The organism is Flavobacterium melibiosi, assembly GCF_048158545.1.
GTDB classification, from domain to species: Bacteria; Bacteroidota; Bacteroidia; order Flavobacteriales; family Flavobacteriaceae; genus Flavobacterium; species Flavobacterium melibiosi.
Genome location: NZ_JBLNKU010000001.1, coordinates 198821 through 214193, shown reverse-complemented (window position 1 = coordinate 214193; position 15373 = coordinate 198821). Strand labels below are relative to the sequence as shown.

Annotated in this window: 11 protein-coding genes; 7 read left to right on the top strand and 4 right to left on the bottom strand. The window is 34.0% G+C overall.

Annotated features, from left to right (window positions below):
• The first annotated feature begins 66 nt into the window (after positions 1-66).
• The 3 genes from ACM55F_RS00880 (at position 67) to ACM55F_RS00870 (ending at position 4033) form a co-directional block, all read left to right on the top strand.
• Entirely contained in the window at positions 67-2724 is a 2658-nt protein-coding gene (locus tag ACM55F_RS00880) for a CHAT domain-containing protein (RefSeq protein ID WP_416851788.1), read from the top strand.
• A gap of 77 nt (positions 2725-2801) precedes the next feature.
• Positions 2802-3239 carry a retropepsin-like aspartic protease gene (locus ACM55F_RS00875; RefSeq protein ID WP_416851787.1) on the top strand — a complete coding sequence of 146 codons (438 nt, stop codon included), beginning with the start codon at positions 2802-2804 and terminating at the stop codon, positions 3237-3239.
• A gap of 26 nt (positions 3240-3265) precedes the next feature.
• The gene (locus ACM55F_RS00870; protein WP_416851785.1) at positions 3266-4033 is read left to right on the top strand and encodes a hypothetical protein; all 768 of its coding nucleotides are present in this window, start codon (positions 3266-3268) and stop codon (positions 4031-4033) included.
• Between the two features lie 70 nt (positions 4034-4103).
• Here the strand turns inward: ACM55F_RS00870 and odhB are convergent, their stop codons facing one another.
• Positions 4104-5330: a 2-oxoglutarate dehydrogenase complex dihydrolipoyllysine-residue succinyltransferase gene (gene odhB, locus ACM55F_RS00865; RefSeq protein WP_416851784.1), complete on the bottom strand. Its 1227-nt coding sequence runs from the start codon at positions 5328-5330 to the stop codon at positions 4104-4106.
• A 249-nt stretch (positions 5331-5579) separates the two neighbouring features.
• Positions 5580-8354 (bottom strand): 2-oxoglutarate dehydrogenase E1 component, encoded by a 2775-nt coding sequence (locus ACM55F_RS00860; RefSeq protein WP_416851783.1) that lies wholly within the window; start codon positions 8352-8354, stop codon positions 5580-5582.
• A 117-nt stretch (positions 8355-8471) separates the two neighbouring features.
• Between ACM55F_RS00860 and ACM55F_RS00855 the strand changes: the two genes are divergently transcribed.
• A complete protein-coding gene (locus tag ACM55F_RS00855; protein ID WP_416851782.1) occupies positions 8472-9014 on the top strand; it encodes a hypothetical protein in 543 nt (180 codons plus the stop codon).
• 354 nt (positions 9015-9368) lie between these two features.
• On the opposite strand, the gene ACM55F_RS00850 is transcribed toward ACM55F_RS00855, so the two are convergent.
• On the bottom strand, positions 9369-10394 hold the full coding sequence (locus tag ACM55F_RS00850; protein ID WP_416851781.1) for a hypothetical protein: 1026 nt from the start codon (positions 10392-10394) through the stop codon (positions 9369-9371).
• 200 nt (positions 10395-10594) lie between these two features.
• Here ACM55F_RS00850 and ACM55F_RS00845 point away from each other — a divergent pair, with 200 nt between their 5' ends.
• The 3 genes from ACM55F_RS00845 to ACM55F_RS00835 are packed head-to-tail and all read left to right on the top strand — an operon-like array spanning position 10595 to position 14599.
• Positions 10595-11914, top strand: coding sequence for an MFS transporter (locus ACM55F_RS00845; protein WP_416851780.1), 1320 nt, complete (start codon positions 10595-10597; stop codon positions 11912-11914).
• A 60-nt stretch (positions 11915-11974) separates the two neighbouring features.
• Positions 11975-13660, top strand: coding sequence for a glycoside hydrolase family 13 protein (locus tag ACM55F_RS00840; RefSeq protein ID WP_416851779.1), 1686 nt, complete (start codon positions 11975-11977; stop codon positions 13658-13660).
• A 33-nt stretch (positions 13661-13693) separates the two neighbouring features.
• Complete coding sequence (locus ACM55F_RS00835; RefSeq protein WP_416851778.1) at positions 13694-14599, top strand: carbohydrate kinase family protein; 906 nt, start codon at positions 13694-13696, stop codon at positions 14597-14599.
• Positions 14600-14961: 362 nt separating this feature from the next.
• Here the strand turns inward: ACM55F_RS00835 and ACM55F_RS00830 are convergent, their stop codons facing one another.
• Positions 14962-15312 carry a hypothetical protein gene (locus ACM55F_RS00830; RefSeq protein WP_416851777.1) on the bottom strand — a complete coding sequence of 117 codons (351 nt, stop codon included), beginning with the start codon at positions 15310-15312 and terminating at the stop codon, positions 14962-14964.
• Between the last annotated feature and the right edge of the window lie 61 nt (positions 15313-15373).

The following is a 15373-nucleotide window of genomic DNA, read 5'->3' as shown; positions in this document are numbered from 1 at the left end:
TAAGCCTATAATTATAAACTCATAACTAAAAATCATTCTTTTTTATTTATTCAACACAAAGCTTATATGAACTTAAATTCCTTGTATGTTTTATTTTTTTTTCTTTTAAATCTAAATACTTTTGGACAAAATACTATTTCTAAAGAAGATAAAATTTACAATGCAATTGATGTTTTTGTAGCAAATCCATCCGCTGAAAACTTACAAAACCTTACCAAAAACGAAAAGGAATTTTACAAAAGTCCAAATCCAAAATCTAAGAATGAACTATTGGCGCTTGTAGTATTAAATTGCAATATCGCTTTCTATCAAAACCAATTTGGCAAAACCAATCAAGCGATTTCAAGCTACGAAAAAGCATGGCAAATATATGAGAAAAACAATCCCGACACTTCGGGACAGGATTATGACATCATCGAATATTGCCTGAAGCCATTAGGAAATTTATATACGATTTTAGGTGATTATGACAATGCCGAAAACACCATAAAACAGTATTATTTCATTGCCAATGCCGGGAAAAACCAATCGCAAAAAATAGCGGCCATTCTCAATTTATCGAACGTGTATCAAAGTTCCGGCAAGAGTGTATTGGCTATAGAATTATTAGAAAAAACCATTAAGATTGAAAAACTCTCAAACGCCCAAAAAGGAATTTTACTCAATAACTTGGGAGCCAATTATAGCATTAGCAGTCACGCAACAAGTATAAATCCTGATGCGTATCGAAAAGCTCAAAACGCATTCGAAATGTCTAAAAAATTATTAGAAAAAGAAAAAAATCAATCTGAAACACTATCTAATGTTTACCGAAACTTAGTCTCGATTTATAGTCAGCAACAAGACTTTGAACGTGCCAATTCGTATTTTGAAAAGGCAATAAAACTGTTTTTGGAAACCAACAGTAAAGAACCCAGAAAAATAGCCAAACTCGATTATGAAAACGCTTTACTGCTATTTGAACAGAAAAAATACACTGAAGCAACTGTGTTAATTTCGAATGTTTTCAGAACTCTAATTCCAAATTACTCCAATAAAAAAAACATTCTGCCCAATCAAAGTTCACTTTATTCCGAAACCGTTTTACTGGACGCGCTGGATTTACAAGCTACTATTTTTCAAAGACAAAATCAACCCAAAAAAGCATTGGAAGCCTATGCGCTTTCATTCCATATCGAAGATTTATTTGCCAATCTTTTAGTTTATGAAAACTCTAAAATTATCAATCAAACCCGAGTTAGAAACCGCACCGAAAAATGTATCGCCATTTATGATTTACTCTATCAAAAGGAGAAAAAAAGCAGCTATATAGAAAGCGCTTTCCAATTAGCTGAACGAACAAAATCAGGTGTTTTAAAAAGTTATCTTACCCAAAACAAAACCATTTCAAAGGCCGAAAAATTACATTTAGAACAATTGCAAAACTGGAGTAATGCCATCATCAAAGAACAGCAAAAAGGATCTTTAGCCGATATTTCAAAAATAAACGAAGCCATCAAAAAGCAAAATGAACTAATGCTTTCGCTTAAAAAAATTCGTTTAAAAAACCCCAAATTTATTCCGGAAAATTTAGATCTAAAAGCTTTATTTTCAAAGCTCGAAAAAGACAAAACCATTATGGTTTATTATTTCTCGGGGTTTGAAAAGATGTATTATTTTACTTTGGAAAACGAACAAATAAAATTAAACTCTTTTAGTAATAATGCACATTCCATTGTTAAAATTTGGCAATTCCTGGACTATTTTACTGATGCCAATACCATTACAAATGATATAAAAGGCTACAATAGACAGGGAAAAATCGCTTTTGATTTACTCAAATTACCCAAAAATGCAATCCATAAAAACCTACTGATTATTCCTGATGGAATCCTCAATTTCCTCTCATTTGAAGCTTTAATCACAAAAGAAACGGCCACGAGTAATTTTGCCAAAATGCGCTATTTACTGAATGATTTCAAGATTGCCTATAGCAATTCGGCTACATTTTATTTGAATGCAAAACCACTTTCGGCAGAGCAGCAAACTGTTCTAGGGATATTTCCTGTTTTTGAAAAAACTGATTATGCATTGACTTTTTCGAAGACCGAATTGCAATCCATAAAAAAGAATTTTGAGGGTCGGTTTTTTGAAAATGCAACGGCAACATTCGATAATTTTAAAAGAAATGCCAGTAACTATTCTATTTTGCATTTGTCTACGCATGCTTCCGCAGGCGATATTGAAACGCCAGCCAGCATTAAATTCTACGATCAGGAAATCTTGTATTCGGAGTTATATAATTTGAAAATCAATCCGGAATTAGTGGTATTGAGCGCCTGCGAAACTGGAATAGGAAAACTCTACAAATCCGAAGGAGCGATGAGTATTGCCAGAGGTTTTCAATTTGCCGGAGCACAAAATTTATTATTTTCATTGTGGAAGGTGAATGATTATACAACATCCGTTTTTATGGATAATTTTTATAAAAACTACAAAAAGAGTCAATCTTATTTTGAAGCTAATGCCAATACAAAACTTGATTTTTTAAAGAACAAAAGCATTTCAAATGCCAAAAAATCGCCTTATTACTGGAGTGCTTTTGTGTATTACGGCGGAATTGAAACTCCAAAAAACAATAGTTACTTAATCTATTTGTTAGTGTTTTTGGGTTGTATCGGATTATTTTTCCTGTTGAAAAAATTGTTTTCCAAAGTAAAAAAGAAGATTAGCAAAGTTCCTTAAACAACGAATCCTTCGTGTATCTTTGTAAAAACCCTTTGCCTGACATAAAACTAGATACTGAAATAAATTCAGCATAAATGAAAAACCTCCACGATATTCTTAAGAAAGAAAACTATAAAAAAGTAAAATTTAAGATTACCAAAACACAGCATTTATTAATAAAAGCAAAGATTAACGGCGTACTTGGCAACTTTATCCTTGACACAGGTGCTTCAAATAGTTGTGTAGGATTTGAGAGTATTGATTTGTTTTCATTGGAGGCCAAAAAATCTAAAACGAAAGCGTCTGGTGCGGGAGCAAACGGAATGTTCACGCAAATTGCTTTTAAAAATCAACTGCAACTGGGCAACTGGAAAGATGTAGCGTTTGATCTCGTAATTTTCGATTTATCCCATGTGAATGAAGCCCTCATCCAACACAAATCAAAACCTGTACATGGAATAATAGGTGCCGATGTTTTAATGAAAGGAAAAGCGATCGTAGACTATTTTAATTATTGCTTATATTTACAATAATAACCGTCCTTTAAACCTCAAGAAATATGAAAACTATTTTCAAAAAATTATTGATATTTATGGCACTACTTTTATTTTCTTGTTCTCCCGATAACTTAACTAACGAAAATGAAACAATAACCAATTCAGATTCCAACAATCCCAGTATTTTGAAAACCAGCACTTCAAAAATTCCAAATACTACTACTTCAAAAATTTGGAACTTCGATAATTTAACGGAATGGGTAGATGCTACCCAAGTTGGCAATCCAAATTACTGGATTGAAAATGGAAATTTGCGCATTTTTACCAATCCAAATACTTGGGAAAGATCAAAAATAAAAACGATTACAAGTTTTGCCGCAGGAACATACCGTTGGACTGTTTTTGTGCCTGAAATGGGTGTTGGCGACATGGCAAGCATTGGAGCTTTTTTATACAATAACGATACACGCGAACTTGATTTTGAGATTGGTTACGGAAAGCAGGCCATCCGAGATCAATTGGAAGCAGAACCAGACGATCTTATCGTATATATGACCTCACAGGGCTATCCGTTCCAATCTGTCCAAAAGAAGGTCAAAAGAGGACAATGGTATAATCTTACGCTACAATTAACACTAACCTCAAACGGGCGTTATAATGTAAGTTGGAAAATCAATGATGCAATTATGGCAACTGTTCAACTTAGTTATGGCAAAACCACCAAATTTAAGATCTATTGCAGTGTCGAGAATTTACAATTTATAGGCGACCACATTCCGCAAAACCAAAACTATGCTCTTTTTGATGCTGTGGAATTTAAGGAGAATTAAAAAAAATCCCGTTTAGTAAAACTAAACGGGATAGAGATTCTTCCTTCGTCAGAATGACAAAGTATAGGTATTACAATTCTAATGCTTTTTTAGGATTGTTATCCAACAATAATTCTAATGGATTTTCTAAAGCTTCTTTTACAGCTACCAAGAAACCCACAGACTCACGACCATCAATAATTCTATGATCATAAGAAAGTGCTACATACATCATAGGATGAATTTCCACTTTTCCGTTTACGGCAATAGGACGCTCAATAATGTTGTGCATTCCAAGAATTCCAGATTGTGGAGGATTGATAATTGGAGTACTCAACATACTTCCAAAAACACCACCATTAGTAATCGTGAACGTTCCACCAGTCATATCATCAACCGTAATTTGTCCGTCACGTGCTTTTAATGCTAATCTTTTAATATCTGCTTCAACACCACGGAAAGTCAAGTTTTCAGCATTACGAACTACAGGAACCATTAATCCTTTTGGTCCTGAAACCGCAATTGAAATGTCGCAAAAATCGAAAGCAATCTTATGATCACCATCCATCATTGAATTTACATCTGGGAATAATTTTAATGCTCTGGTTACTGCTTTTGTAAAGAAAGACATATATCCTAAACCAATTCCACCATGTTTTGCTTTGAACGCATCTTTGTATTCATTACGAATCAAGTTGATTGGCGTCATGTTTACCTCGTTGAAAGTAGTCAACATCGCTGTTTCATTTTTGGCAGCAACTAATCTTTCTGCTACTTTACGACGTAACATAGATAATTTAGTTCTTTCCGTTCCACGAGATCCACCTGTAGGAGTTCCCATAGATGGAACTGCATTTACGGCATCATCTTTAGTGATTCTTCCGTCTTTTCCAGTTCCTGTTACTGAAGCTGGTGCTATATTTTTCTCGTCTAATATTTTTCTTGCTGCTGGAGATGGTGTTCCTGAAGCGTAAGTTGCTGCTGGGGCTGCTGCTACTGGAGCCGCTTTTGGGGCTGCTGCTCTAACTTCAGCTTTTGGTTCTTCAACTGCTACCGCTGGTGCAGCACCAGATGGTTTAGCAGCACTAGTGTCAATTAAACAAACTACTGCTCCTACTGCAACTGCATCACCTTCTTCTGCTTTTAATGTAATGATTCCGCTTGCTTCTGCAGGCAATTCTAATGTTGCTTTATCAGAATCAACCTCAGCAATCGCTTGGTCTTTCTCTACATAGTCTCCGTCTTTTACCAACCAAGTTGCAATTTCAACTTCTTTTATAGATTCCCCTGGTGATGGGACTTTCATTTCTAAAATCATGTTCTATTATTTTAAATTATGAATTTTAAATTTTAAATTGTTCAAAAACAATCTATGTGTTTATTGTGTGAACTGTTTTTTAGCCCTGATTGCAGTGAAAATCCTTTTTATTTTTTTTTAAAATAAAAAGATTACTTCACTTAACTTTCATTTTAAGCGGAGTTCAGTGAACTTCGTTTGCAACGTAAAGCAGGTTCCTGGCTCCTAAAAATACTTATTTTAGTGAGATTGCTTCGTTCCTCGCAATGACTATCTATATAAATTTTTATCGAATACCATTCGTATCGCATCGGCCTGACGACGTTTTGCTCTTGTATAACTTCCCGCTGCTGGTGCTGAATATGCTTTTAATGAAGCCAATCTCCATTTTACTAAATCAAAATTCATCAACATATAACTGTAAGCTCCCATATTTTTTGGCTCTTCTTGTGCCCAAACATAATCATCGGCATTTGAATATTTAGCAATAATGGCGCTTAATTGCTCCACTGGCAATGGGAACAATTGTTCGATTCTTACTACGGCTACATCATTACGTCCGTTGTTCTCTCTTTCGGCTGTGATGTCATAATAGAATTTTCCGGTACAAAAAACTAATGTCTTCACATCGGCTTTATTAACTGTCTCATCATCAAATGTTTCTTGGAAACTTCCTGATGCAAAATCTTCTACAGGCGACAAGACTCTTGGATCACGCAATAAACTCTTTGGCGTAAATACAATAAGCGGTTTACGGAAAGTCGTTTTCATTTGTCTTCTCAACAAGTGGAAGAAGTTGGCAGGCGTTGTACAATCGGCAACATACATATTATGTCTGGCGCAAAGTTGTAAATAACGCTCCATTCTAGCTGACGAATGCTCCGCTCCTTGTCCTTCATATCCATGAGGCAATAATAAAACGATTCCGTTTTGATTGTTCCATTTATCTTCTCCACAAGAAATGTATTGGTCAATCATAATTTGGGCTCCATTACTGAAATCTCCAAATTGTGCTTCCCATATAGTCAATGTATTTGGATTTGTTAAAGCATAGCCATAATCAAAACCTAAAACACCATATTCAGATAAAAGGGAATTAAAAATATTGAATTTCCCTACTTTACCTTCCAAATTATTTATCAAAACTACTTCTTCTTCTGAATCTTCAACTTTTACAACGGCATGACGATGAGAAAAAGTACCTCTTTCGACATCTTGTCCAGAAATACGAACATCATATCCTTCTTTTAATAATGACCCATAAGCTAAATGTTCGGCCATTGCCCAGTCCAACTTATTGGTTTCAAAAAACATTGTTTTTCTGTCATTAATCAGTTTTTGGATTTTACTGATAAACTTTTTATCCGCTGGCAAATTACAAATTGCGTTTGCAACTTCCGTAAGTCCTGCTACAGAATAAGCAGTATCCACTTTTTCTAGCATTTGCGTATCAGTAACTTGCTCAAAACCTTTCCATTCATTTTTCATAAACGGAGTGATGATTGTCAAGTCTTTTTTACGAGACGCTTCAAGGTTTACTTCAAGATTAGATTTGTATTCTTTTTCTAATCCGTTCACATAAGTAGCATCAATAACTCCTTCAGACAATAACTTTTCAGCATAAATATCTCTTGGGTTTTGATGTTTTGCTATAATTTTATACAATACCGGCTGCGTGAAACGAGGTTCATCTCCTTCATTATGTCCGTATTTTCTATATCCTAATAAATCGATAAATACATCACGACCAAATTGCATTCTGAAATCTAAAGCGAACGACATGGCATGTACTACAGCTTCAGCATCATCTGCATTCACGTGCAATACCGGTGAAAGCGTTACTTTGGCAACATCAGTACAATAGGTTGAGGAACGGGCATCAAGGTAATTAGTTGTAAAACCTACCTGATTGTTGATTACAATGTGAATTGTACCCCCAGTTTTATAACCGTCCAATTGCGCCATTTGCACAATTTCATAAAGAATTCCCTGACCAGCAATCGCGGCATCACCGTGAACGGCGATTGGTAAAACTTTAGAAAAATCATTGGGAAAATATTTATCTTGTTTTGCTCTTGTAATTCCTTCAATTACTGCACCTACTGTTTCAAGGTGAGAAGGATTTGGAGCCAAATTAATATTTATGTTTTTTCCAGTACTTGTAATTTTATCAGCTGTAAGACCTAAATGGTACTTTACATCTCCGTCAAAATATTCCTGGTCATAATCTTTACCGTCAAATTCTCCAAAAATGTCTTGGGTAGATTTGCCAAAAATATTGGCCAAAACATTCAAACGACCTCTATGTGCCATTCCCATTACAAATTGTTCTACTCCTTTTTCAGCAGCTTTTTCAATCAAGGCATCCAAAGCAGGAATTACAGATTCCCCTCCTTCAAGAGAAAATCGTTTTTGACCAACGTATTTTGTATGTAAAAAATTCTCAAAAGAAACTGCTTCGTTTAATTTATTAAGAATCGATTTCTTTTCATCAGCAGAAAAACTAGGCTGATTGTCATTTTTTCCCAGTTTTTTCTGAATCCATTCCACCACTTCAGGTTTACGAATATACATATACTCGACCCCAATGTGCTGACAATAAATAGCATCAAGATGCATTATAATCTCCTGAAGCGTACAAGGCTGAATACCTATAACCTTTGCCGCATCAAAAACAGTATTTAAATCTGTTCCAGAAAGTCCAAAATTTACGATGTCTAAAGTAGGTGAAGAAGTTCTTCTGTCTCTCACGGGATTTGTTTTTGTAAACAAATGTCCACGGGAACGGTACCCATCAATCAATTTCAGTACGTTGAATTCTTTTTGAAGTTTATCCGAAACAATAGTACAATCAGAGTTATTAACGGCAAAATCTGCCATCTGCTCCACTTTACTTTCACCATTGTAGCTAGCCATCCCAAAGTCGAAACCTTGAAAAAAACTTCTCCAACTTGGCTCAACGCTGTCTGGATTTTCTAAATATTGATCGTATAATTGTGCGAAAAATTCGGTATGTGCTGCGTTTAAAAATGAAAACCTATCCATAATGTTAGTGAATGTACTTTTTGTTAAATAGTTTGACAAAAGTACAATAATCCAGTATATCTAAATTAATTTTTTACGTACTTTTACGTAAAAATTTGTTAAAAAAACCCTTAAAACATGAAAAAAAATCATCATTTAGTCATTTTAAGATCTTTTTTAATTTTGACAACCTTATTCTCTTCCCATTTTTTATTAGCACAACAACAAACGATTGATCCCCAATCGCAAAGTGATTTTTGGAAGAAAGTTCAATTTGGAGGCGGAATCGGATTGGGTTTTGGCTCTGGTTATACTAATATTTCACTGGCTCCTAGTGCTATTTACAACTTCAATGAATATGTAGCTTTGGGTCTTGGTGCCCAATATACTTATGCAAAGCAAAAAAATTATTACGCCTCCCATTTATATGGAGGCAGTATTATAGGACTCTTTAGTCCTATTAACGAAATTCAACTTTCGGCAGAATTAGAACAATTAAGAGTCAATGTAGATTTAGATGGTTCCAATAGCAATTCACAAGATTACTGGAACACCGGTTTGTTTCTTGGTGCCGGTTATAGATCCGGAAATGTGACGATTGGTGCTCGTTACAATGTATTAAATGACAATAACAACATTTACGGTAGCCCTTTTATGCCTTTTGTTAGGGTTTATTTTTAGAAATTAAAAGCTATCACAAAAATCGGGAAAATCGCCACCCCCTTGTCATTGCTAAAAAACATTGAAAATCTATTTTTATTTATTTTTTAACTTCAAACAAAAACGTTAGTTAGAATTAGTTTTTGATGATAATCTTCTTCAGCTTGAGTAATGATCTCCCGAAGCTTCGGGAAGAAAATTGTTCAAGAACTAGAAAATTAGCGTTAAAATGGTCTCGATACACGTCACTTCGAGTGCGAAGCGTATCGAGAAGTTTTGTTCCGTTTTATAACACAAAATCCAGAAGCGTCGGCACGAACTGGCGTTTTGAATAATTGACACAACAGGTAATTGATATAATTATTTAATGTGATTTCAAATCAAATTTTCAAGTTTTATAACTTTTTCTATATAGATTTCCTTTAAGTTACTTTTACTTACTTTAAAAACAATAATAAAAGAAGAATCATTTATAAGGGTATCTTGTTCAAAATCTCTTTTGTTTTGAATTGTTTTCCAGTTCTTACAGAAATAACTTGTAATAGCTTGTGTAGCTTTGTTTCCAATGCCACAGAAAAAATAACTATTTAATATTTCTTGGGAGAATTTTATAGGTAGTTTTATTAAGAAACCGATATCATACTGATCATTCATTTCATAGTAGTCAGTCCAACAACTTTGTTGCAATTGTTGGTTAAAATATCTAACTCTAAAACGTAATGGCTTTTCTGTAAAATCAATATATTGAGTTGCATGCTTTGTCAGAGCCCAAAGTGTAAAATAGTTAGAATAAAAACCTATAGAAAACACACAATTTGTTTTGTTTTGTTTTAAAATTGTTTCGTCAAACTTATAATTTCCATTTTCAAACGTAACAATATCTTGGTCATGAATCCGCTTAGGAAGTATTTGATTATAATCTTGGAAAAGAGTAATAAGTTCTAATACACATTCTGTATCTCTTGAATCATGCGTTTGTTCATTTGCAAGGGCAAACTTACCAATCATATCATTCATTGGAACTAGTTTATTAATCTCAAAAATAGGTTGAACAATAACCGCTTTACCTTCTGCTTTAATTCCTAAAAAATTGTTTAACGTCAGTGAATACTCATTTATATATTGATGCGTATTAGCGTAACCCAAAAATTTTATAAATACAAAGAGATAATCTTCCCTAAAATTAATAACCTCTTTTTGTTTAATTTCATTACGTTTTCTCCAGAGATACATATTGTTAAAAGTGGTAGAAAATGATGTTTGTGAAGTCTCTTCAAGAATTTGCTGAAAATAAGTCTTATTGTTTTTTGGGTTTTCTAACTTCCAAATAGATGTTTCTGAACCTCTATAAGTCATGCCACGCATCATAAATTCTTCTTGAAGTTTGTTTTTAACTTCCATATATAATTTTTCGCAGACGTATTTAGTAAGATTCATAAAGCAAAATATTTTGTTTCAAAGCATTTCAAAAGTATTCCAAAATAACGAATTATTTTTAATAAAAAAAGAATAAAAAAAATAATTAAATGCATTTCATAACTTATAAGTTTGTGGTTTATCCTCTATTTAATAATAGCATGTAAGTTTAAAATAATATAAAAATGGAAAATCAACAAAAACCTAAATTATCGCTTGGGCAAATTTGGAATATGTGTTTCGGGTTTCTCGGTATTCAGTTCGGTATGGGCTTACAATTAGCCAATATGAGTCCTATTTTTCGCTATTTGGGAGCCAATGAACACAGCTTACCGCTTCTTTGGCTGGCGGGACCCGTTACTGGACTTGTGATTCAGCCGATTATAGGGGCAATGAGCGATAATACTTGGAATCGTTTTGGTCGTCGTCGCCCTTATTTCTTGACAGGAGCTATTATTGCCAGTATCATTTTGATTTTGATGCCTTATTCTTCGGCTATTTGGATGGCGGCAGGTTTTATGTGGATTTTAGATGCGGCTGTCAATAGTTCAATGGAGCCCTTTAGAGCAATGGTGGGTGATATTTTACCCAAAGAACAACAAGCGAAAGGCTTTTCAGTTCAAGCATTTTTGATTGGTGTAGGGCAATTATTTTCTAGCATTTTACCTTATTTATTGACACTTTTAGGGCTTTCTACCCTAACAACAGGAGAAAATATACCCGATTTTGTAAAATATGCCTTTCTAATGGGAGCAGCAATTATTATAGGTTCTATACTTTGGACGAGTTACACCACCAAAGAATATCCCCCTTCAGACATGGATGCCTTCCGAAAAAAGCAAGCGGAAAGTGGTGGTCTTTTCGGGGCTTTCAAAGAAATTTTTGTGGCAGTAAAAGAAATGCCTTTGGCAATGCGTCAAATGTGGTGGGTCAAACTTGCTTGTTGGTACGGTCTGCCTTTGATGTGGCAATATTATTCACTTTCGATTGCCCGCCATGTGTATAATGCTCCAACAGTAGAGTCGGCAGGTTTTGCTGATGGGGTTAAAATGGGGGGTGTAGCTATTGCTTTTTATTGCGTTGCACCTATATTAATGTCTTTTGTGTTTACTCCTTTGATTAAGCGTATCGGCATGCGTAAGGTTTTTGCCTTATTCCTAACTATTGGAGCGATTGGTTTCATCGGCACACTATTCACCACTAATATAATGGCTGTTTTTGCACTATGTTTCTTGACAGGCATCGGTTTTTCAGCGATTTGTACCGTCCCATACATCATGCTTTCGACGACTGTGCAACCTGCAAGAATGGGTGTTTATATGGGTATTTTGAACGCTTTTATCTGTATTCCGCAAATTATCAGCATGTTAACAGTTCCTCTTTATTATGATTCTTTGTTGGCTGGCGACCCACGTAATGCGATTATTTTGGCGGGTATTTGTTGGTTAATTGCGGCAGCTTTATGTATGCGCATTACACCGACTGTTGAAAATATCGAAAGGTAAATGTACCCAATAGTGGGCATTGATGGAGAACGTTTAGAATTTAATTAAATCTTTTAAAAAATGAATAAAATAGAAAAAACATGGTGGAAAGAGGCTGTTGTCTATCAAATTTACCCACGCAGTTTTAAAGATAGTAATGGCGATGGTATCGGCGACTTACAAGGAATAATTTCAAAATTAGATTATATCAAAAGTTTAGGTATTGATGTCGTTTGGCTCAATCCTGTTTACAGTTCACCGAATGATGATAATGGCTATGATATATCGGATTATCAAAATATTATGTCGGAGTTTGGCACAATGGAAGATTTCGATGAGTTGCTTAAGGGTATGCACGAACGAGGAATAAAACTCGTCATGGATTTGGTTGTCAATCATTCGAGCGATGAACATTTTTGGTTCAAAGAATCTCGAAAATCAAGGGAAAACCCTTATCGGGATTATTATCATTGGGTTAATGCCGAGGACGGAAAACCTGCCCCTCGTTGGAGTTTTTTCGACCCCGAAGGCGATGCTTGGAAATATGATGAAGCGACAAATGCCTATTATTTACACTATTTTTCGCAAAAACAACCCGATTTGAAATGGGAAAACCCAAAATTGAGACATGAAATATATGACATGATGCACTATTGGTTCAAAAAAGGGATTGATGGTTTCCGAATGGATGTTATTACATTTATTTCAAAAGACCTTTCATACCCACCAATTCCCGAAAAATACCAAGGCAAAATGTGGGATTATTTCTATGCTTCGGGCGAGCGTTTACACGAATACTTGCATGAAATGAACCGTGAAGTATTAAGTAAATATGATATAATGTCTGTTGCTGAAGGACCTGGAACAAGCATAGAAAATGTTTTAGATTTTGTAGATGCAGACCGTAACGAATTGAATATGTCCTATCATTTCGACCATGCTTATTTGGGACTTTTACCTCGAAAAGTGGCTGCTGAGGAAGGTTGGAAATTGGTCGATTTGAAAGCAATATTTACTCGTTGGGATAAGGCTTTGGCTGAAAAAGGTTGGGGAACAATCTATTTTGGGAATCATGACCAACCACGAATGGTATCTCGTTGGGGTAATGATAGTCCCGAATGGCGTGCATTGTCTTCAAAAATGCTCACCACTTTCTTACTCTCAATGCGAGGAACGCCTTATTATTATCAAGGCGATGAAATAGGAATGTCAAATATCAAATTTGATACTATCGAAGACTATCGAGATATTGAAACCATTAATTGGTATAATTTGACTAAAAAAGAAGGGGGAGATTTAGAACAATTTTTATCTTCACATAAAATTACTGCCCGTGACAATGGACGTACTCCTATTCAGTGGGATAATTCATCTAATGGGGGATTTTCAAATACAACACCTTGGATAAAGGTAAATCCAAATTATGAAACCGTAAATGTTGCGAACCAAGAAAACGACCCTGATTCGGTTTTAAATTATTTTAGAAAAATTACAAAACTGAGAAAACTAAATCCAGTATTGATTTATGGTAAATATACCCTTTTGGACCAAGATAATCCAGACACCTATTGTTATACTAGAGAATTGGATGATACTAAAGTAGTAGTAATGTTGAATTTTAAACCAAAAAAGGCTTTAGTTGACTTGGGTATAAATATTTCAAAAACAGAAATTTTAATATCTAATTACAATGAAACTATTACTCAGAAAAGTAATGGAGAAATCGTATTGAATCCATTTCATGCAGTTATTTTAGAATTGAATTAAAATAGCTATAGCAGAGTTCTAATTTGAAAAAAAATGAATAAAAAAACTTTAAATATTGTCGCTTTTGGAGAAGTTTTATTTGATGTTTTCCTGACACATAGAAAAATTGGCGGAGCACCTTTGAATGTGGCTTCGAGATTGACTTCGTTAGGAATTAACGCCCAAATTATTAGCCGAATTGGAAAGGATGAAATCGGGAAAGAATTATTGGAATATATTCAGGCAAATAATATTCCAACTGACACGATTCAAATAGATGAGACTTATTCAACAGGTGAAGTACTCGTTCAATTAGACAAAAAAGGTTCTGCCTCTTACACCATTAATTATCCAGTAGCTTGGGATAAAATCGAAATTACCACCGAAGCAAAAAATTGTGTGGAAAATGCTGACGCTTTAGTTTTTGGAAGTTTAGCTTGCAGAGATGAAAGGTCTTATAATTCCTTGCTAAGCCTTATCCAAAAGGCAAAATACAAAATATTTGATGTCAATTTGAGAGCGCCTTTTTACGCCAAAGAATTGCTTATTAATCTAATGAGGCAGTCTGATTTCATCAAGTTTAATGATGATGAATTGTATGAAATAAGCGAATATCTAAATTCCCCTTTTCATTCAATGGAACAAAACATACTTTTTATCGCTGAACAAACCAATGCAAAAAGCATATGCGTGACAAAAGGAAGTCATGGAGCTGTTTTGTATACCCATGGAAAAATGTATTACAATAGTGGTTATAAAATTAATGTTGCCGATACAGTTGGCGCAGGAGATTCTTTTCTTGCTGGATTATTAAGCAAATTATTTATGAATAAGGAACCACAAAAAGCAATAGATTTTGCTTGTGCATTAGGCGCATTGGTTGCAAGTAATGAAGGTGCAAATCCTAAAATTACAAATGAAGTAATCACAAATTTTATGAATAATAAAGTAATCTTATAAATCATGTATTTAAAAATAAATCACATTCAACTTATTGCATTCCAGTTGCTGATTTACTAAAATTGGAATTACCACACATCTGAGTGTACTGGAATTTACATTATATCATTTGAATCCTAAATATTTTGAATTAGTTAAGCAGATATTAAAGATGAAAATAACATGAATGTTAATGTATAATTATACTCCCTTAATTTACACAAACGTAAAAGTTAAATGAATAATTGTTGTTGAATTTTGTTGTAAAAGCAGGATTTTCTATCCTGCTTTTTTATTGTAAGCAGAATTGTTAAAGAGTTTGAAATTTATCTTGCTATATGGTAAATTTTATTTCAATGTTAATTATTACATTCAACAAGTATTTAGTACTTATTCCTGAACCACACTTTTTGCCATTCTCTTTTTAGAATTAGAAAAGCTACTTGTTCAGAAAGAATTACTAAATCGGAGCCGTCCAGCTTTTTTATTTGTTCTTCAGAAACATCAATTATATAAAGTAGATTAAGATATTCGGCAAATTTATATTGAATTAATCTGTAGATTTTTTCATGTAATTGTATCTTCAATTCATTGGGAGAGATACTCAACGGAAAATCAATTCCTTCATTCGCAAGATTGAAATCCTTATTCATTTGTTCAATTAATTTCAAATATAAGTTTTCTCCTTCCGCCTCGGTAAGTAGTAAATCCGTATTTTTTGGAGCTATAAACATTTAATTTTAGATTAAGGATTAATGAATTTAGATTTTTGATTTTAAGAAACTGCTCTAAATG

Coding starts and splice junctions, on each gene's coding strand:
- ACM55F_RS00880 (WP_416851788.1), top strand. CDS start 67: ATGAACTTAAATTCCTTGTATGTTTTATTTTTTTTTCTTTTAAATCTA.
- ACM55F_RS00875 (WP_416851787.1), top strand. CDS start 2,802: ATGAAAAACCTCCACGATATTCTTAAGAAAGAAAACTATAAAAAAGTA.
- ACM55F_RS00870 (WP_416851785.1), top strand. CDS start 3,266: ATGAAAACTATTTTCAAAAAATTATTGATATTTATGGCACTACTTTTA.
- odhB (WP_416851784.1), bottom strand. CDS start 5,330: ATGATTTTAGAAATGAAAGTCCCATCACCAGGGGAATCTATAAAAGAA.
- ACM55F_RS00860 (WP_416851783.1), bottom strand. CDS start 8,354: ATGGATAGGTTTTCATTTTTAAACGCAGCACATACCGAATTTTTCGCA.
- ACM55F_RS00855 (WP_416851782.1), top strand. CDS start 8,472: ATGAAAAAAAATCATCATTTAGTCATTTTAAGATCTTTTTTAATTTTG.
- ACM55F_RS00850 (WP_416851781.1), bottom strand. CDS start 10,394: ATGGAAGTTAAAAACAAACTTCAAGAAGAATTTATGATGCGTGGCATG.
- ACM55F_RS00845 (WP_416851780.1), top strand. CDS start 10,595: ATGGAAAATCAACAAAAACCTAAATTATCGCTTGGGCAAATTTGGAAT.
- ACM55F_RS00840 (WP_416851779.1), top strand. CDS start 11,975: ATGAATAAAATAGAAAAAACATGGTGGAAAGAGGCTGTTGTCTATCAA.
- ACM55F_RS00835 (WP_416851778.1), top strand. CDS start 13,694: ATGAATAAAAAAACTTTAAATATTGTCGCTTTTGGAGAAGTTTTATTT.
- ACM55F_RS00830 (WP_416851777.1), bottom strand. CDS start 15,312: ATGTTTATAGCTCCAAAAAATACGGATTTACTACTTACCGAGGCGGAA.